15 protein-coding genes are annotated in these 18092 nt (G+C 56.6%); 6 read left to right on the top strand and 9 right to left on the bottom strand.

Annotation, left to right across the window (positions count from 1 at the left end; genetic code table 11):
- Window positions 1-12: 12 nt before the first annotated feature.
- Entirely contained in the window at window positions 13-252 is a 240-nt protein-coding gene (gene zapB, locus SP99_RS21965) for a septal ring assembly protein ZapB (protein ID WP_008501806.1), read from the top strand.
- A gap of 583 nt (window positions 253-835) precedes the next feature.
- On the opposite strand, the gene rraA is transcribed toward zapB, so the two are convergent.
- From rraA to priA, 7 genes are all read right to left on the bottom strand, one after another.
- Complete coding sequence (gene rraA / locus SP99_RS21960) at window positions 836-1321, bottom strand: ribonuclease E activity regulator RraA (protein ID WP_025758826.1); 486 nt, start codon at window positions 1319-1321, stop codon at window positions 836-838.
- 92 nt (window positions 1322-1413) lie between these two features.
- On the bottom strand, window positions 1414-2334 hold the full coding sequence (gene menA / locus SP99_RS21955) for a 1,4-dihydroxy-2-naphthoate polyprenyltransferase (RefSeq protein WP_047959719.1): 921 nt from the start codon (window positions 2332-2334) through the stop codon (window positions 1414-1416).
- 68 nt (window positions 2335-2402) lie between these two features.
- Window positions 2403-3737 carry an ATP-dependent protease ATPase subunit HslU gene (hslU, locus tag SP99_RS21950; protein WP_047959718.1) on the bottom strand — a complete coding sequence of 445 codons (1335 nt, stop codon included), beginning with the start codon at window positions 3735-3737 and terminating at the stop codon, window positions 2403-2405.
- A 9-nt stretch (window positions 3738-3746) separates the two neighbouring features.
- Window positions 3747-4277, bottom strand: a complete 531-nt coding sequence (gene hslV / locus SP99_RS21945) for an ATP-dependent protease subunit HslV (protein WP_008501802.1) — start codon at window positions 4275-4277, stop codon at window positions 3747-3749.
- A 94-nt stretch (window positions 4278-4371) separates the two neighbouring features.
- Window positions 4372-5370, bottom strand: a complete 999-nt coding sequence (gene ftsN, locus SP99_RS21940) for a cell division protein FtsN (protein ID WP_047959717.1) — start codon at window positions 5368-5370, stop codon at window positions 4372-4374.
- Between the two features lie 93 nt (window positions 5371-5463).
- On the bottom strand, window positions 5464-6489 hold the full coding sequence (gene cytR, locus SP99_RS21935; protein WP_025758831.1) for a DNA-binding transcriptional regulator CytR: 1026 nt from the start codon (window positions 6487-6489) through the stop codon (window positions 5464-5466).
- A gap of 119 nt (window positions 6490-6608) precedes the next feature.
- On the bottom strand, window positions 6609-8804 hold the full coding sequence (gene priA, locus SP99_RS21930; RefSeq protein ID WP_047959716.1) for a primosomal protein N': 2196 nt from the start codon (window positions 8802-8804) through the stop codon (window positions 6609-6611).
- Window positions 8805-9004: 200 nt separating this feature from the next.
- Between priA and rpmE the strand changes: the two genes are divergently transcribed.
- Window positions 9005-9217: a 50S ribosomal protein L31 gene (gene rpmE / locus SP99_RS21925; protein WP_003862040.1), complete on the top strand. Its 213-nt coding sequence runs from the start codon at window positions 9005-9007 to the stop codon at window positions 9215-9217.
- 48 nt (window positions 9218-9265) lie between these two features.
- Here rpmE and metJ read toward each other — a convergent pair whose 3' ends face one another.
- The gene (gene metJ / locus SP99_RS21920) at window positions 9266-9583 is read right to left on the bottom strand and encodes a met regulon transcriptional regulator MetJ (protein WP_003862042.1); all 318 of its coding nucleotides are present in this window, start codon (window positions 9581-9583) and stop codon (window positions 9266-9268) included.
- Between the two features lie 276 nt (window positions 9584-9859).
- Between metJ and metB the strand changes: the two genes are divergently transcribed.
- The 4 genes from metB (at window position 9860) to katG (ending at window position 16898) form a co-directional block, all read left to right on the top strand.
- A complete protein-coding gene (metB, locus tag SP99_RS21915) occupies window positions 9860-11020 on the top strand; it encodes a cystathionine gamma-synthase (protein WP_021242813.1) in 1161 nt (386 codons plus the stop codon).
- Window positions 11021-11022: 2 nt separating this feature from the next.
- Window positions 11023-13455: a bifunctional aspartate kinase/homoserine dehydrogenase II gene (locus SP99_RS21910; protein WP_047959715.1), complete on the top strand. Its 2433-nt coding sequence runs from the start codon at window positions 11023-11025 to the stop codon at window positions 13453-13455.
- Between the two features lie 226 nt (window positions 13456-13681).
- The gene (metF, locus tag SP99_RS21905; protein WP_023331596.1) at window positions 13682-14569 is read left to right on the top strand and encodes a methylenetetrahydrofolate reductase; all 888 of its coding nucleotides are present in this window, start codon (window positions 13682-13684) and stop codon (window positions 14567-14569) included.
- A gap of 148 nt (window positions 14570-14717) precedes the next feature.
- Window positions 14718-16898: a catalase/peroxidase HPI gene (gene katG, locus SP99_RS21900; RefSeq protein ID WP_047959714.1), complete on the top strand. Its 2181-nt coding sequence runs from the start codon at window positions 14718-14720 to the stop codon at window positions 16896-16898.
- Between the two features lie 83 nt (window positions 16899-16981).
- Here katG and gldA read toward each other — a convergent pair whose 3' ends face one another.
- The gene (gene gldA / locus SP99_RS21895) at window positions 16982-18085 is read right to left on the bottom strand and encodes a bifunctional L-1,2-propanediol dehydrogenase/glycerol dehydrogenase (protein ID WP_047959713.1); all 1104 of its coding nucleotides are present in this window, start codon (window positions 18083-18085) and stop codon (window positions 16982-16984) included.
- Between the last annotated feature and the right edge of the window lie 7 nt (window positions 18086-18092).

Here is an 18092-nt window from a genome sequence, read left to right as displayed (position 1 = left end):
AGAGGTAGCATCATGTCTTTAGAAGTGTTTGAGAAACTGGAATCGAAAGTACAGCAGGCGATTGACACCATCACGCTGCTGCAGATGGAAATTGAAGAGCTGAAAGAGAAGAACAACAGCCTGGCGCAGGAAGTTCAGAATGCGCAGCACAGCCGCGAAGAACTGGAGCGCGAAAACAACCAGCTGCGCGAGCAGCAGAACGGCTGGCAGGATCGCCTGCAGGCGCTGCTGGGACGTATGGAAGAAGTCTGATTCCCATAGGGATGAACAAAGTAGGCCGGGTCAGGCGAAGCCGCCACCCGGCTTTTTTATGGTTTTCGCTCACTGACATCAAACCATAAAAAAGGCCGCCAATGGCGGCCTTAACGCTACTTGTCCTGCGCTGTCATAGCATAAGCAACAAACCCACCAGGTTCATCACTCTTTACCACGAGTACGCTGGCGACAATGAACGCGATACATAAATAGCGTTTCATTATGCGGTCCCTGCAGCTAACCGCTCCACCGTTCACCACCGGTGATAAGTCGGTGGACACAAGCCTTGGTATAGGCTGCTTTACGGTTGTGAATATACCTTTCCCTGGACCGATGCCCATTTGCGAGATGGCGGAAAGGGACGCTGCATCATAATGAGCATCAAACGTGGAGTTAAGGTATTCAGACACAATTAGGATTTTATAAAGATTCTCAGGGATTGCCCAAGGTTTGAACGAGAGTATGATGAAGATCCTTGGTATTAGGCTGCAAGACCACCCAACGGACCGCGAATCCCGAGGGACAAAAAAACCGCCACATTGCTGTTGGCGGTTTTTTTATGGTTCACGCTGACTGTTTACTACTCAATATCCAGCGGATCTTCGGACAGGATAATGCCGGTATTATCGGCGTAGAGATGGTCGCCTGAGAAGAAGGTCACGCCACCGAAGTTAACGCGCACGTCGCTTTCGCCGATGCCGTCACCCGCCGCCCCTACCGGTATGGCAGCGATGGCCTGAATCCCGATATCCAGCTCCTCAAGATCGTCCACCTGGCGCACGGAACCGTACACCACAAGGCCTTCCCACTCATTCTGGACGGCAATGCCGGCCAGCTCCGCATCAATTAATGCACGGCGCACGGAACCGCCGCCGTCGACCACCAGAACGCGACCACGGCCGTTCTGTTCGAGAAGATCGTACAGCAACCCGTTATCCTCGAAACATTTCACCGTGACGATTTGACCGCCAAACGACGACCGCCCACCAAAGTTGGAGAATAACGGTTCAACGACGTTGACATCTTCCTGGTAGATGTCACAAAGCTCGGAGGTATCGTATTTCATAGGGTTAACGCTCAGTTGCTGCGAATGTGTTCAGTATATCGTGCGAAATGCGTTGTTGGCAAAATCATCAATTGTTAATTGATATTTGTCAGCTAACGCAGCGTCTGGCTTAAGACAATCCCGATGACGAACAACAGGTTAGTCAGCAGCGCGCCTTTTACCGTGCGCTCCAGCATCGGCGGCATGGCAGCCGGGCTGCGTTCACGCATGACAAAGCGGGCCTGGTTAATCAACAGCGGCGCGGCAAGCAAAAACAGCCAGCCCCACAGACTGTGCAGGGAAATCAGGTTGAACAGCGCGAGGCAGACCAGGGCACCCAGCAGCAGGCAGGCATGGTAGCGACGCGCATTCACTGGCCCCAGACGGACCGCCAGGGTGTTTTTGCCGTTCTCGCGATCGCTGTCGATGTCGCGCAGGTTGTTGATGTTGAGCACTGCTGTCGCCAGCAGACCGCAGGCGGTCGCGGGCAGGAACAGGGCCGGGATCACCGTATGCGCCTGCAGATACCAGCTTCCCATCACGCTCAGCCAGCCGAAGAACACCAGCACGGAGATATCCCCGAGACCAATATAACCGTAGGGGCGCGTACCGACGGTATAGGTGATGGCGGCAATAATGGCCAATAGCCCCAGCACCAGGAAGCCAATAAAATCGCTGGTAGTATTAGACGCCACCGTCACCAGTGCCAGGCCGGATACGCAGATCAGCACCACGGTGATTATCAGCGCACGTTTCATCTGCGCCTGAGTAATCACCCCTTTTTGCATTCCACGCAGTGGCCCGATACGGTCCGGCTTGTCACTGCCTTTCACCGCATCGCCATAATCGTTGGCAAGGTTGGAGAGGATCTGCAGCAGACCCGCGGTAATCAATGCCAGTGCGGCCACCAGGGGATCAAAATAACCTTGCCACCAGGCAAGCGCCGTACCGACAATAATCGCGGCAAAGGCCAGAGGAAGGGTTTTAGGGCGCAAACTTTCGAGCCACGCCTGAGTACGGCTGATGTCAGTCATAAGTATTTAGCCAATAAAAATGGGGGCATTAGCCCCCATTAAACGTGATGAGAATGCAGTAACCGCGATTATAGGATAAAACGGCTCAGATCTTCATCTGCCACTAACGCATCCAGATGTTTACTCACATACTCTGCGTCAATGGTAACGGTTTGACCGCTGAGGTCGCTCGCGTCATAAGAGATATCTTCCACCAGGCGTTCCAGCACGGTGTGCAGACGACGCGCACCGATGTTCTCGGTGGTTTCGTTCACCTGCCATGCGGCCTGAGCAATACGCTTGATACCGTCTTCGGTGAATTCGAGGTTCACGCCTTCGGTCGCCATCAGCGCTTTGTACTGAACGGTAGCAGAGGCGTTTGGCTCGGTCAGGATACGTTCGAAATCTTCGGTGGTCAGCGCCTGCAGCTCAACGCGGATGGGCAGACGTCCCTGCAGTTCCGGGATCAGATCCGACGGGCTGGCGACCTGGAACGCACCTGAAGCGATAAACAGGATGTGGTCCGTTTTCACCATGCCGTGCTTGGTAGAGACGGTGCAGCCTTCCACCAGCGGCAGGAGGTCACGCTGAACGCCTTCGCGGGAAACATCCGGGCCGGAACTGTTGCCGCCGCGCTTACAAATTTTGTCGATTTCGTCGATAAACACGATACCGTGCTGCTCAACCGCGTCGATAGCGTCCTGCTTCAGCTCTTCCGGGTTCACCAGCTTCGCCGCTTCTTCTTCAATCAGCAGCTTCATCGCGTCTTTGATTTTCAGCTTACGCGCTTTTTGCTTCTGGCCGCCCAGGTTCTGGAACATGGACTGCAGCTGGCTGGTCATCTCCTCCATTCCCGGAGGCGCCATGATTTCCACACCCATTGGCGCGGCAGCGAGATCGATCTCAATCTCTTTGTCGTCCAGCTGACCTTCACGCAGTTTTTTACGGAACGCCTGACGTGCCGCAGACGGTTCAGCCTGCTGTTCAGCCTGGCCCCAGTTATTTTTCGCCGGTGGGATCAGCACGTCGAGAATACGCTCTTCAGCCATCTCTTCTGCGCGATAGCGGTTTTTCTCAATCGCCTGGACGCGCACCATTTTGATCGCCGAATCGGTAAGATCGCGGATGATGGAGTCCACTTCTTTACCCACATAGCCCACTTCGGTGAACTTGGTGGCTTCCACTTTGATGAACGGCGCGTTAGCCAGTTTCGCCAGGCGACGTGCGATCTCGGTTTTACCGACGCCGGTCGGGCCGATCATCAGAATGTTTTTTGGCGTCACTTCATGGCGCAGCTCTTCGTCGAGCTGCATGCGGCGCCAGCGGTTACGCAGGGCAATCGCCACGGAACGCTTCGCGTTGTCCTGGCCGATAATATGTTTGTCCAGTTCGCTGACAATTTCGCGTGGGGTCATTTCAGACATGGGAGATCCTTACGCTTTGGAGGTCAATTCTTCGATGGTGTGATTGTGGTTGGTATAGATGCAGATATCACCTGCAATATCCAACGCCTTCACCGCGATATCACGCGCGTTCATGTCGGTGTTCTCCAACAGCGCGCGGGCTGCAGCCTGGGCATAAGGGCCGCCAGAGCCGATGGCAATCAGGTCATTTTCCGGCTGAATCACGTCACCGTTACCGGTGATGATAAGCGAAGCGGTTTCATCTGCCACCGCCAGCAGCGCTTCGAGCTTGCGCAGCATGCGGTCGGTACGCCAGTCTTTTGCCAGCTCCACGGCGGCTTTCACCAGATGACCCTGGTGCATTTCCAGTTTACGTTCAAACAGTTCAAACAGCGTGAAGGCATCAGCCGTGCCGCCCGCAAAACCGGCGATCACTTTGTCGTTATAGAGACGACGCACTTTCTTCACGTTGCCTTTCATGACGGTATTACCCAGCGTGGCCTGGCCATCACCGGCGATTACCACATGGCCGTTACGGCGTACACTTACTATTGTTGTCACGAGCAGACCCCCTGGTTACAGAATCGGGAAACAGGAGCCCTGAGCCTGTGCCCAGGGCTGAATAGAATGATAGATGGGGGGGAATTTGGGGGTTTCAACCCCCGGATGCGAGTCGAATGCAGTTTGTGTGACCGGCAAGTTTCAAACGAGAAATGGTGCCATCGGCATTTTCTTTGCCTTTGACCGGACCAATCACCACGCGATTCCAGCCGTTATTGGTGGTAATTCGCGAGTCAAACCCTTCAAAAGCCAGCTGCGCACGCACCGTTTCCGCCTGCTCGGCGCCTTTGAACGAACCACACTGAACCATCCAGCGACGTTCGTCTTTTTTCTCTGCCGTCTGCTTAGGTGCTTCGGTCTCTTTGGTGATCGGCGCGGCCTGCTGCGTTTTCGGCTGCTGTGCGGTGGTATGCGCAGGCGTCTGCAGCAGATCCTGATACGGCTGAGCCGCCTGCTTCTGCGGCTGGGCCTTCGGCTGTTGCTGAGCAGGTTGGGACTGCGCCGTACGCGTCTGCTGCTGGTACGGCTGTTCCGTGACCCGCGGCTGCGCTTTAGGCTGCTGTACCGGCTGGGTTTGCGCCCACTGCTGTTGTTGCTGTTGCTGCTGAATCTGCTGTTGCGCCTGACGTCGCTGCAGCGTCTGCTGGCGCTGTTCCGGCGTCTGCTCATTCCACGGCACTTCATTCAGCTGCGTAGGCTGCTGGCGCATATCGGCCTGCATTTGTGCCAGCAGCTGACGCTGTTCATCCGTCAGTTGATTCGCATTCTGCACTTCACCACCCGCAGAAGGTTCGGTTGGCGCACGTACCCCAGGCTGACGGCTTTCCAGCTCTTTGATATAGCGCCAGCGCTCTTCAGGCTTCGGAGGAAGGCCATTTCCGGCCACTTTACTGGCCTGAAGCGCCTCAGACTCTTCTTTTTTATGGTGCGTGATAAAGTACAGGCCACCAATAAAGGCGACGACTACAGCCGCAGCAATAGCGACCATTGCTGGCGAGACAGCAGGCAGGTTACGTTGCTTTTTCCTTGAGCTACTCTTTTTGCGTCGCGAAGGTGCCGGCTGGCCGCGACGTACATAATCTCGTTGTGCCACTATCGTTTCGCTGTATTTATTCGTTCGTCAGTCCGCCATGTTACTTAAGCGGCGGGGCTTTGACCAGATAAGGGTGTCCTAAAGACGTTTACTTTAAGTCAATGCCTGGGTCGTGCCACGGACAATCAGTTCGCAGTCCAGCAACCGTGAGCCGCTGCTAACTGTTTGACCGTGAAGCTGATCCAGCAGAAGAAGCATCGCTTCGCGGCCGATTTGGTAGCGCGGCTGAGAAACCGTTGAGAGCGGCGGATCGCAAAATTCTGAAAGCGAAATATTATCGAATCCGATGATGGATAAATCTTTCGGTATCCGCAGACCGCGACGTTTGGCGTACGAAAGCGCGCCCAGCGCCATCACATCGCTGTGACAAAATACGGCGGTTGGCGGCTCTGGCAGATCCAGCAGCCTTTCCAGTGCTTGACCACCGGCTGCGAAGGTAAAGTCACCGCGCGCAATGTAGTGCGGATCGACGATGGCGCCGGTACGGCGCAGCGCCTGCACGTAGCCCTGCAGACGGTAGTGACACAGCGGCATCTCTTCCGGCCCGGCAATGCAGCCAATCCGTTTATGTCCCAGTTCCTGGAGATAGTTCACGGCGTTGAACGCGGCGGTGAGGTTATCGATATGGACCGTCGGCAGCTCCAGCTCGGGCGCAAACTCGTTGGCCATCACCATCGGCGGTAAATTCCGCTGTTCTTCAATGCTGGCGTCGAACGGCAGGCGCGAGCCAAGCAGCAGCATACCGTCAATCTGCTTGGTGATAATGAGGTCGATAAAAGTTTTTTCTTGCTGGTTCTGGTGGGCACAGTCGCCAATCAGCACCAGGTAGCCCTGTTCCGCCGCGGTGACTTCAATTCCGCGAATAATTTCGCTGAAGAAGGGGTCGCAGATGTCCGGCACAATCACCAGAATGGTACGCGACTCGTTGCGCTTCACGTTACGCCCCATTGCCTGCGGAAAATAACCCACTTCCAGCGCAGCCTGCTCCACCCGGTTACGGGTCGCCTGGGAGACTTTATCCGGGTTCATTAATGCGCGGGACACGGTTGCCGTTGAGACTTGTGCTTTCTCGGCAACGTCTTTCATGGTCGCCGCAGCAACCTCTTTCCTGGACTTCAACGTCTTCTCCTCGCCTGAACACCGAACTTCTGACGTCACCATTTTTACAGATAGTTAATGGAATCGGTTACAGAATTTTCATAAAAAGTGTGAGGAGCGTTAAATTTTTCGATCCGCCTTCAGCCTTCGATGGGATCGACATCCAGAACCCACTTCACTTTTCGCGCTTCGGGCAGAGTGTTAATCAGCACCAGCGCGCCGCTGACGATATGCTGAAGACGAACCCGCGAGGGGTGCTGGAGCAAAATTTGCCAGCGAAAACGTCCCCCGCGCTTGGGGGCCAGCGCCGGAACCGGACCTAAAATCCACAGTTGATTATCCACCAGCGGGCTGGCCTGCAGGAGGTTTCTCAGCTGCTGCAGGAAAAGCGGCGCCTGCTGGTTGTTATGGTCTTCCGCGCGGATGATAACGTGGCTGGTCCACGGGGGAAGCTGCATGGTCTGGCGTTCGGCCAGCGCCTGCTCGGCGAAGGCGTCATAGCCTTTGTGCAACAGGGTTTGCAGCAATGGGTGCTCCGGGTGGTGCGTTTGCAGAACGACTTCTCCCTGCTTGCCGGCGCGCCCCGCACGTCCCGCCACCTGGGTATAGAGCTGGGCAAAACGCTCGGCTGAGCGGAAATCGGCAGAGAACAGCGCGCCGTCCACATCCAGCAGGGCGACCAGTGTCACGTCCGGAAAGTGATGGCCTTTGGCCAGCATTTGGGTGCCAATCAGTATGCGTGCGCCTCCGCGATGCACTTCCGCCAGCTGCTGTTCCAGCGCCCCTTTGCGGCTGGTGGTATCTCTGTCGATACGGGAAATGGGCACATCCGGGAAGAAGGGGGCCAGAGCCTGTTCCAGCTGCTCCGTCCCCAGACCAACCGGCACAATATGCGTAGACCCGCACGAGGGGCACTGGCGTGGCACCGGGCGCTGGCTGTCGCAGTGGTGGCAGCGCAAATGACGCTGGGCCTGGTGGAAGGTGTAGTAATGGTCACAGCGCGGGCACTCGGCAATCCAGCCGCAGTCGTGGCACAGCAGGGCGGGGGCAAACCCGCGTCGGTTAAGGAACAGAATGACCTGGTTCCCCGCCTGCAAATGCTGGCGCATGCGGGTAATAAGCGCGGGCGCTAACCCTGCCTGAACCTGCTGACCTTTCAGATCCAGCACGTGCTGAATGGCCGGCCGGGCATTCCCCGCGCGGCGCGTCAGGCGCAGCATATGGTATTTACGCTGACGCACGTTGTGCAGCGTTTCGAGCGCAGGCGTGGCGGAGCCGAGAATAATGGGGATTTGCTCGCTGTGGGCGCGATAAACAGCCAGATCGCGGGCGTGATAGCGCCAGCCTTCCTGCTGTTTATAGGAGCTGTCGTGCTCTTCGTCGATCACGATAACGCCAAGGTTTTTAAACGGCGTAAACAGCGACGAGCGGGTGCCGATCACAATCGCCGCTTCGCCGTTCTTCGCTTTCAGCCAGGCGCTGAGCCGTTCGCTGTCGTTCAGGCCGGAGTGCAGCACTTCAACCGGCGCATTGAAGCGTTCGCGAAAGCGGGCGATGGTTTGCGGCGTCAGGCCAATTTCCGGCACCATCACCAGCGCCTGCTTGCCCTGAGCGAGCACGTTTTCCAGCACGCTCAGATAGACTTCGGTCTTGCCGGAGCCGGTGACCCCCCCCAGCAGCCAGGCAGAGAAATGGTCGGAGGCGCTATGGATCGCGCCGACGGCGGTGGCCTGCTCGGTATTCAAACGCAGGCGATCCCCTGAGACGGAGAAACTCTCCCGCCAGTCGTACAGGGCAGGTGCTTCGCTTGCCAGTTCGCTCAGCCCTTTCTTTCTTAAGGCCTGTAGCGCCGTTTCGCTGACCTCGAGCTCATCAACCTGGTGACGCCAGATTTTTCCCTGACGCAGGGCCGCCAGCGCCTGCTGCTGTTTCTGCGAGCGCTTCAGGCTGTTGATATCCACCGCCTGGCCCTGCTCGGTCGCAAACCAGTACCACATTGGCGCATGGGTGGCGCTCTTGCCCTGGCGCAGCATAATCGGCAGGGCGTGGAACAGAACGTCGCCAATCGGGTGATGATAATAATCCGCCGCCCACAGCAGCAGTCGCCAGGTGCTGATGGAGTAAACCGGCTCGTTGTCCAGCACTTCAACAATCGATTTCAGTTCGTTAAGCGGTAATTCGCTTTTATCGCTGACGGAGACGACGATCCCCACACGCTGCTGTTTGCCGAACGGCACGGTCACGCGACAGCCCGCTTTTGCGCTCATGCTGTCAGGCAGCAGGTAGTCAAAGGTGCGGGGAAGCGGAACGGGCAGGGCAACGTGAGCGACGGGCATCGAATCTTCCTGACTTGAAAAGTGGCGCGTTAGTATACACATTAGTGAAAGCGGCGTGCGGATCAGTTTGCATACGTTGGTCAAATTCTGTATGATTCGCCGCCTTTGGTGTACTTTACGCCAAAGAACTTACAATCAACATCGCGTGGTGTCTGGCGTTAGGGCTGGAAGAGCGACGCGGCCTTAACTGAGGTTCTCCCATGAAAAAAGATATTCACCCGAAATACGAAATGATTACTGCAAACTGCTCTTGCGGTAACTCTATCCAGATCCGCTCTACCGTGGGTCACGATCTGAACCTGGACGTGTGCGGCAAATGCCACCCGTTCTACACTGGTAAGCAGCGTGATGTTGCAACCGGTGGCCGTGTTGACCGCTTCAACAAGCGTTTCAGCATCCCGGGCGCTAAGTAAGTTTCCCGAAAAAAAGGCACCGCAAGGTGCCTTTTTTGTATCCGCTTCTCAGTATTCCCACGTCTCCGGGTCAATACCCAGTTCACGCATGATCACCTTCGCCTCTTCCGGGATTTCGTCACTACGCTCTTTGCGCAGATCGTCATCGTTCGGCAACGGTTGACCGGTAAACGCATGCAGAAACGCTTCGCACAGCAGTTCGCTGTTGGTTGCGTGGCGCAGGTTGTTCACCTGACGACGCGTACGTTCATCGGTGAGGATCTTCAACACCTTCAGAGGAATGGAAACCGTAATTTTCTTTACTTGCTCACTCTTCTTACCGTGCTCAGCGTATGGGCTGATATATTCGCCGCTCCATTCAGCCATGAGATACCTTTAATCCTCTCAGTCATTTATCTAAAGGTGCAAAACCTGTAACCACCCGTTTTGAACCGCAATCTTGCCTAGTTTACCGTAGAGACGATACCGTGGCACGGATATTGCCGCTGCAGCGTGCACTAAAGCATATAATTTTAACGGCTATTTGCGCATTGCTCAATCTATACGCAAAGAAGTTTAGATGTCCAGATGTATTGACGTCCATACTTTCAGTGTTTACTCTGGTGCCTGACTTTTCACCTCATTCGCCAGGAAGCCCTCACCATGACGCGTAAACAGGCCACTATCGCAGTGCGTAGCGGATTAAATGATGACGAGCAGTACGGCTGCGTTGTCCCGCCCATTCATCTTTCCAGTACCTATAATTTCACCGGATTTAATGAACCCCGCGCGCATGATTACTCGCGTCGTGGCAATCCTACGCGTGACGTGACCCAGCGCGCGCTGGCGGAACTGGAAGGTGGCGCAGGGGCAGTATTAACCAATACCGGGATGTCTGCCATTCATCTGGTAACCACCGTGTTCCTGAAACCGGGAGATCTGCTGGTGGCGCCGCACGATTGCTACGGCGGTAGCTATCGTCTGTTTGATAGCCTGGCGAAACGCGGCTGCTATCGCGTGCTGTTTGTCGATCAAAACGACGAACAGGCGCTGAAACAGGCGCTGGCAGAGAAACCGAAGCTGGTGCTGGTGGAAAGTCCAAGCAATCCATTGTTGCGCGTTGTCGATATTGCGAAAATTTGTCAGCTCGCAAGGGATGCGGGAGCGATAAGTGTAGTGGATAATACCTTCCTCAGTCCGGCCCTTCAGAACCCACTCGCACTGGGTGCCGATCTGGTATTGCATTCATGCACAAAATATCTGAACGGCCATTCTGACGTGGTTGCGGGCGTGGTGATTGCTAAAGATCCTGATGTTGTCACCGAACTGGCATGGTGGGCGAATAACATTGGCGTCACCGCCGGGGCTTTCGACAGTTATCTGCTGTTACGCGGCATTCGCACGCTGTCGCCGCGTATGGACGTGGCGCAGCGCAATGCCCAGGCGATTGTTGATTTCCTGAAAACCCAGCCGCTGGTGAAGAAGCTCTATCACCCGTCGCTGCCTGAAAACCAGGGGCATGAGATTGCCGCGCGTCAGCAGAAAGGGTTTGGCGCGATGTTAAGTTTTGAACTGGACGGTGACGAGCAAACGCTGCGTCGCTTCCTGAGCGGGCTGTCATTGTTTACGCTGGCGGAATCCTTAGGTGGGGTTGAAAGCTTGATCTCCCACGCCGCGACCATGACGCACGCAGGTATGGCACCCGAAGCACGTGCCGCCGCCGGGATTTCTGAGACGCTACTGAGGATCTCAACCGGTATTGAAGATTCTGAAGATTTAATTGCCGATCTGGAAAATGGCTTCCGGGTCGCAGCCAAGGGGTAATCATGAGTGTGATAGCGCAGGCAGGGGCGAAGGGTCGTCAGCTGCACAAGTTTGGTGGTAGTAGTCTTGCTGATGTGAAATGTTATCTGCGTGTCGCAGGGATCATGACCGAGTATTCGCAGCCGGGGGACATGATGGTTGTCTCTGCGGCAGGCAGCACCACCAACCAGTTGATTAGCTGGCTGAAACTGAGCCAGACCGATCGCCTTTCTGCGCATCAGGTGCAACAGTCCTTACGTCGTTATCAGAGCGAGTTGATTGCCGGCCTGCTGCCTGCGGACGTGGCTGATGGGCTGATCAGCGCCTTTACCCATGACCTTGAGCGTCTGGCTGCGCTGCTCGACAGCGGTATTACCGATGCGGTGTATGCTGAAGTGGTGGGCCACGGTGAAGTGTGGTCCGCGCGTCTGATGGCCGCTGTGCTACAACATCTGGGGGTGGACGCCGCCTGGCTCGACGCGCGCGATTTCCTGCGCGCTGAACGCGCCGCACAGCCGCAGGTGGATGAAGGCTTGTCCTACCCGCTGCTGCAACAGCTGCTGGTGCAGCACCCGGGCAAACGGATTGTGGTGACTGGCTTTATCAGCCGCAGCAGTGCGGGCGAAACCGTACTGCTTGGCCGTAACGGCTCCGACTACTCGGCAACGCAGATTGGCGCCCTGGCGGGCGTCTCTCGCGTCACCATCTGGAGCGACGTGGCGGGTGTTTACAGCGCGGACCCGCGTAAAGTGAAAGATGCCTGCCTGCTGCCGCTGCTGCGTCTGGATGAAGCCAGCGAGCTGGCCCGTCTGGCCGCACCCGTGCTGCACACCCGTACGCTGCAGCCGGTTTCCGGTAGCGATATCGACCTGCAGCTGCGCTGCAGTTACACCCCAGATCAAGGCTCCACGCGCATTGAGCGCGTGCTGGCGTCCGGTACCGGCGCGCGTATCGTCACCAGCCATGACGACATCTGTCTGATTGAGTTCCAGGTGCCGGCGGGTCAGGACTTCAAACTGGCGCATAAAGAGATCGACCTGGTGTTAAAGCGTGCTCAGGTACGCCCGCTGGCCGTGGGGGTTCACAATGACCGCCAGCTGCTGCAGTTCTGCTACACCGCTGAAGTGGCGGACAGCGCCCTGAAAATCCTCGATGAAGCGGGTCTGCCGGGCGAGCTTCGCCTGCGTCAGGGACTGGCAATGGTGGCGATGGTGGGGGCGGGCGTCACCCGTAACCCGCTGCACTGCCACCGCTTCTGGCAGCAGCTGAAAGGCCAGCCGGTGGAATTTACCTGGCAGTCGGAAGAGGGCATTAGCCTGGTCGCCGTCCTGCGCAAAGGTCCTACCGAAAGCCTGATTCAGGGCCTCCATACCTCTCTGTTCCGCGCCGAAAAACGCATCGGCCTGGTGCTGTTTGGTAAAGGCAACATCGGTTCCCGCTGGCTGGAGCTGTTTGCCCGCGAGCAGGTCACGCTCTCGGCGCGTACCGGCTTTGAATTCATTCTCGCAGGCGTCGTGGACAGCCGCCGCAGCCTGCTGAACTACGAGGGGCTGGATGCCAGCCGCGCGCTTGCCTTCTTTAATGACGAAGCCGTCGAGCAGGATGAAGAGTCGCTGTTCCTGTGGATGCGCGCGCACCCGTATGACGATCTGGTGGTGCTGGACGTTACCGCCAGTGAACAGCTTGCCGATCAGTATCTTGATTTTGCCAGCCACGGCTTCCACGTTATCAGTGCGAACAAACTGGCAGGGGCAAGCAGTACCGATAAATACCGTCAAATCCACGACGCGTTTGAAAAAACAGGACGCCACTGGCTCTACAACGCCACGGTTGGAGCTGGCCTGCCGGTTAACCACACGGTACGTGACCTGATTGAAAGCGGTGACAGCATTCTGGCGCTGAGCGGTATCTTCTCCGGCACGCTCTCCTGGCTGTTCCTGCAGTTTGACGGCACCGTGCCGTTCACTGACCTGGTGGATCAGGCGTGGCAGCAGGGCTTAACGGAACCCGATCCGCGCGTTGACCTCTCCGGTAAAGACGTCATGCGTAAGCTGGTGATCCTGGCGCGTGAAGCCGGTTATGACATTGAGCCGGATTCCGTCCGCGTCGAGTCACTGGTGCCTGCTGGCTGTGAGGAGGGCTCGGTGGATCATTTCTTTGAGAATGGTGAAGAGCTTAACGAGCAGATGGTACAGCGTCTGGAAGCGGCGAACGAGATGGGGCTGGTGCTGCGTTACGTAGCGCGTTTCGAGGCGAATGGAAAAGCGCGTGTCGGTGTCGAGGCGGTGCGTCCTGAACATCCGCTGGCGGCGCTGCTACCGTGCGATAACGTCTTTGCCATCGAAAGCCGCTGGTACCGCGATAACCCGCTGGTGATCCGCGGTCCTGGCGCGGGGCGTGATGTGACCGCCGGGGCAATCCAGTCCGACATCAATCGTCTGGCTAAGTTACTGTAATCCCCCTCACCCTAACCCTCTCCCCAAAGGGAGAGGGGACTGCCCGGTGCGGTCTTTTCCCCCTCATCATGAATTTCCTTCATCTTCCCTGAGCAAACCTCACCGTTATTGTTGATTATTTATGTTGACGTCCCTGCGCTTTTCCGTCATTTTTACATCTGGACGTCTAAACGTATAGAAGTTCACAACACAACAGACAATGACAAGCGATTGATAGAGGTAAGGTATGAGCTTTTTTCACGCCAACCAGCGGGAAGCACTGAATCAGAGCCTGGCCGAAGTAAACGGCCAGATTAACGTCTCTTTTGAATTTTTCCCGCCGCGCACCAGTGAAATGGAGCAAACCCTGTGGAGCTCTATCGATCGTCTCAGCAGCCTGAAACCGAAGTTTGTCTCGGTGACCTACGGCGCGAACTCCGGTGAGCGTGACCGCACGCACAGCATCATTAAAGGCATTAAAGATCGTACCGGCCTGGAGGCGGCACCGCACCTCACCTGTATTGACGCGACCCGCGACGAACTGCGTGCCATCGCTCAGGACTACTGGAACAACGGCATTCGTCATATCGTCGCCCTGCGTGGCGACCTGCCGCCGGGTAGCGGTAAGCCGGAAATGTATGCGGCGGATCTGGTCGCTCTTCTGAAAGATGTCGCGGACTTTGATATCTCCGTTGCCGCTTATCCTGAAGTACATCCGGAAGCAAAAAGCGCCCAGGCCGATCTGCTTAACCTGAAGCGTAAAGTGGATGCCGGGGCAAACCGTGCCATTACGCAGTTCTTTTTTGATGTGGAAAGCTACCTGCGCTTTCGCGACCGCTGCGTCTCCGCGGGCATCGACGTTGAAATTATCCCGGGCATTTTGCCGGTCTCTAACTTCAAACAGGCGAAGAAGTTTGCCGATATGACCAACGTGCGCATCCCGCTGTGGATGTCCAAAATGTACGAAGGGCTGGACGATGATCCGGAAACCCGCAAGCTGGTGGGCGCCAATATCGCGATGGATATGGTGAAGATCTTAAGCCGCGAAGGGGTGAAAGACTTCCATTTCTATACCCTGAACCGCGCGGAGATGAGCTACGCCATTTGTCATACGCTCGGTGTTCGCCCGGCATAATAAGCATAAAGCCCTCATATCATGAGGGCTTTTTTAGTCGCGTGAAAAGTTAAAAGGTATTAGCTATCGAATCTGTGGATTAATTCAACTATATCTTATTGCTAGTGGTGTATATCGTAACGGTAACACTGTAAAAGGGAGCATAGCGATGAGCACGTCAGACGATTCCAATAAAGCGGCATCAGTCGGCAAATGCCCGTTCCATCAGGGCGGCGTCGATCACAGCGCGGGGGCAGGTACAGGCAGCCGTGACTGGTGGCCAAAACAACTCCGCATCGATCTTCTTAACCAACATTCCAACCGTTCTAACCCTCTGGGTGAAGACTTCGACTACCGCAAAGAATTCAGCAAGCTTGATTACTCTGCCCTGAAAGGCGACCTCAAAGCACTTTTAACCGACTCTCAACCGTGGTGGCCTGCCGACTGGGGCAGCTATGCGGGCCTGTTTATCCGTATGGCCTGGCATGGCGCGGGTACCTATCGCTCCGTTGACGGGCGCGGTGGGGCAGGACGCGGTCAACAGCGCTTTGCGCCACTGAACTCCTGGCCGGATAACGTTAGCCTGGATAAAGCGCGCCGTCTGCTGTGGCCCATCAAGAAAAAATACGGACAAAAAATTTCCTGGGCTGACCTGTTCATCCTCGCGGGTAACGTGGCGCTGGAGAACTCCGGCTTCCGCACTTTTGGTTTTGGTGCCGGGCGTGAAGATGTCTGGGAACCGGATCTGGACGTGAACTGGGGTGATGAAAAAGCCTGGCTGACCCACCGCGATCCGGAAGCGCTGGCGAAGCGCCCTCTGGCTGCCACCGAAATGGGGCTGATTTATGTTAACCCGGAAGGGCCAAACGCCAGTGGCGAACCGCTGTCAGCGGCAGCGGCGATCCGCGCAACCTTCGGCAACATGGGGATGAACGATGAAGAGACCGTCGCGCTGATTGCGGGCGGCCACACTCTCGGTAAAACCCACGGCGCAGGTGAAGCCACCCACGTGGGTACCGACCCGGAAGCCTCACCGATTGAAGCGCAAGGTCTTGGCTGGGCCAGCACGCATGGCACAGGGGTTGGCGCTGACGCCATCACCTCCGGTCTGGAAGTTATCTGGTCACAAACGCCGACCCAGTGGAGCAACTACTTCTTCGAGAACCTGTTCAAATACGAATGGGTACAGACCCGCAGCCCGGCAGGCGCGATTCAGTTTGAAGCCGTGGATGCACCGGAAATCATGCCTGACCCGTTCGACCCGTCGAAAAAACGTAAGCCAACGATGCTGGTTACCGACCTGACGCTGCGTTTTGACCCGGAATTCGAAAAGATTTCTCGCCGTTTCCTGAACGATCCGCAGGCTTTCAACGAAGCCTTCGCGCGCGCGTGGTTCAAACTGACTCACCGCGATATGGGGCCAAAATCGCGTTACCTTGGTCCGGAAGTGCCGAAAGAAGATCTGATCTGGCAGGATCCGCTGCCGGAGGCGGTATTCAATCCGACCAAAGAAGACATTGAAAGCCTGAAGTCGGAAATTGCTGCGTCCGGCCTGTCTGTCAGCGAACTGGTTTCTGTTGCCTGGGCGTCAGCCTCAACCTTCCGCGGTGGCGATAAGCGTGGCGGCGCCAACGGCGCGCGTCTGGCGTTGGCCCCTCAGCGTGACTGGGACGTGAACGCCGCAGCGGTTCGCGCACTGCCGGCGCTGGAAGCTATCCAGCGCACCACCAACAAAGCCTCCCTGGCCGATATTATCGTGCTGGCGGGCGTGGTAGGTGTTGAGCAGGCTGCCAAAGCTGCGGGCGTGTATGTCACCGTACCGTTCACGCCGGGCCGCGTGGATGCGCGTCAGGACCAGACGGATATCGAGATGTTTAACCTGCTTGAGCCGATTGCCGATGGCTTCCGCAACTACCGTGCGCAGGTGGATGTGTCCACGACGGAGTCATTGCTGATTGATAAGGCCCAGCAGCTGACACTGACCGCACCGGAGTTGACGGTGCTGATCGGTGGCCTGCGCGTATTGGGTGCAAACTTTGATGGCAGCAAGAACGGTGTGTTCACCAACCGTGAGGGCGTGCTGAGCAATGATTTCTTCGTGAACCTGCTGGACATGAATACCCAGTGGAAGGCGACCGATGAATCCAATGAGCTGTTTGCCGGAAGCGATCGCGCCAGTGGTGAAGTGAAATATACCGCCACCCGCGCCGATCTGGTCTTCGGTTCTAACGCCGTGCTGCGCGCGCTGGCAGAGGTTTACGCCAGTGACGATGCGCATGAGAAGTTTGTCCGCGACTTCGTTGCAGCATGGGCGAGGGTGATGGATCTGGATCGGTTTGACGTGAAGTAACCATGATGCCGGGTGGCGGTTACGCCTACCCGGCTTACGGACAAAAAAGTCCCCGCCGATGCGGGGATTTTTATTCATGCTAGTTACTCCCACTCCTGCAGGAAACGCTGTCCATACTGGTCGGCCACCAGCAGTGCCGCGTAAACCTGATCAGGCGACACGCCGCCCGGCATGTTGTGGATGGTTTCCCCTTCCGCGCAAGACGCTTCGGCAATCAGACGCATTTTGGCCGGAATGTCGTCTTTGATATTCAGCTGCGCCAGCGTAATGGGCAGCCCAACGCTGTGGCAAAGCGCTGCGACGGTCTCTATTTCTTCTACCGGCGCGTTTTCCAGCACCAGCTGCGTCAACGTCCCAAACGCCACTTTTTCACCGTGATAGAAATGATGTGCGTCCGGTACCGCCGTCATACCGTTATGAATAGCATGTGCCGCTGCCAGACCGCCGCTCTCAAAACCTACACCGCTGAGATAGGTATTGGCTTCGATAATGCGTTCCAGCGCTGGTGTGACCACATGCTGTTCTGCGGCCAGCATCGCTTTTTCACCTTCTTCAACCAGTGTGTTGTAGCACAGCTCGGCGAGCGCCAGTGCCGCCTGGGTACATTTACCGCCGGCCATCGTGGTCGCGCCGCTGCGTGAGCAGGCGCGTGCTTCAAACCAGGTCGCCAGCGCATCGCCAATCCCGGCGGCCAGCAGACGCGCAGGCGCACCCGCAACCACTTTCGTATCGACAATCACCATGTTCGGGTTGTGCGGCAGCATCAGGTAGCGATCGAACTCGCCGCTGTCGGTGTAAATGACGGAGAGGGCGCTGCACGGCGCATCGGTAGAAGCGATAGTCGGCGCAATCGCAACGGGCACGTCCATAAAGTGAGCCAGCGCTTTGGCGGTATCCAGCGTTTTACCACCACCGATACCCAGCACCGCCATACAGTCGGTACTGTCAGCGAGTTTTTTCAGACGATCGATTTCATTTTGTGAACATTCGCCGCCAAAGGGTGCGATTTCGGCATGCAGCTCTGCTTTTTTAAAGCTTTGTCGCAAGGTCTCTTCGGCAAAACCCAGTACAAATTTATCACCGACGACCAGCCAGCGCTGTGCCAGAGGTTTCAGATAGTCGCCGAGACGGGTCAGCACATCCGCGCCCTGGATATATTTCCCCGGCGATTGAATGATACGGTCCATAACAATT

It is taken from the genome of Enterobacter sp. BIDMC92, from assembly GCF_001030225.1.
Lineage (GTDB): Bacteria > Pseudomonadota > Gammaproteobacteria > Enterobacterales > Enterobacteriaceae > Enterobacter > Enterobacter sichuanensis.
The sequence above is the reverse complement of the archived record's forward strand: the minus strand, read 5'-3'. Positions and strand labels throughout refer to the sequence as shown.

What these genes read in the sequence shown, in the direction of transcription:
- zapB (WP_008501806.1), top strand. Translation starts at nt 13, where the DNA reads ATGTCTTTAGAAGTGTTTGAGAAACTGGAATCGAAAGTACAGCAGGCG.
- gldA (WP_047959713.1), bottom strand. Translation starts at nt 18,085, where the DNA reads ATGGACCGTATCATTCAATCGCCGGGGAAATATATCCAGGGCGCGGAT.
- rraA (WP_025758826.1), bottom strand. Translation starts at nt 1,321, where the DNA reads ATGAAATACGATACCTCCGAGCTTTGTGACATCTACCAGGAAGATGTC.
- metJ (WP_003862042.1), bottom strand. Translation starts at nt 9,583, where the DNA reads ATGGCTGAATGGAGCGGCGAATATATCAGCCCATACGCTGAGCACGGT.
- rpmE (WP_003862040.1), top strand. Translation starts at nt 9,005, where the DNA reads ATGAAAAAAGATATTCACCCGAAATACGAAATGATTACTGCAAACTGC.
- katG (WP_047959714.1), top strand. Translation starts at nt 14,718, where the DNA reads ATGAGCACGTCAGACGATTCCAATAAAGCGGCATCAGTCGGCAAATGC.
- SP99_RS21910 (WP_047959715.1), top strand. Translation starts at nt 11,023, where the DNA reads ATGAGTGTGATAGCGCAGGCAGGGGCGAAGGGTCGTCAGCTGCACAAG.
- hslU (WP_047959718.1), bottom strand. Translation starts at nt 3,737, where the DNA reads ATGTCTGAAATGACCCCACGCGAAATTGTCAGCGAACTGGACAAACAT.
- menA (WP_047959719.1), bottom strand. Translation starts at nt 2,334, where the DNA reads ATGACTGACATCAGCCGTACTCAGGCGTGGCTCGAAAGTTTGCGCCCT.
- priA (WP_047959716.1), bottom strand. Translation starts at nt 8,804, where the DNA reads ATGCCCGTCGCTCACGTTGCCCTGCCCGTTCCGCTTCCCCGCACCTTT.
- metB (WP_021242813.1), top strand. Translation starts at nt 9,860, where the DNA reads ATGACGCGTAAACAGGCCACTATCGCAGTGCGTAGCGGATTAAATGAT.
- metF (WP_023331596.1), top strand. Translation starts at nt 13,682, where the DNA reads ATGAGCTTTTTTCACGCCAACCAGCGGGAAGCACTGAATCAGAGCCTG.